Below are 207 nucleotides of genomic sequence, written 5' to 3'. Positions count from 1 at the left end.
GCGGCCGGGGTGCGAAGCCAACTGGCGGACCGGTTGCCGCCATATATGGTGCCGGCCGCGGTGGTAGCGCTCGACCATTTGCCGTTGACGGTAAACGGCAAACTCGACTCCCGGGCCCTGCCTGCGCCGGATTACGGTGTGGGTGATTCTCGGGGTCCGGTTGCTCCTTCCGAGGAGATTTTGGCGGGTATTTACGCGCGGATTTTG

At 63.8% G+C, this 207-nt stretch carries 1 protein-coding gene; it reads left to right on the top strand.

What is annotated here, in order from left to right:
• On the top strand, positions 1-207 hold a 207-nt coding region (locus AC5Y30_RS25615), incomplete at both ends, for a hypothetical protein (RefSeq protein WP_499922133.1).

It is taken from the genome of Mycobacterium sp. NGS27 (assembly GCF_059813005.1).
This window is presented reverse-complemented; position numbering and strand designations above follow the sequence as displayed.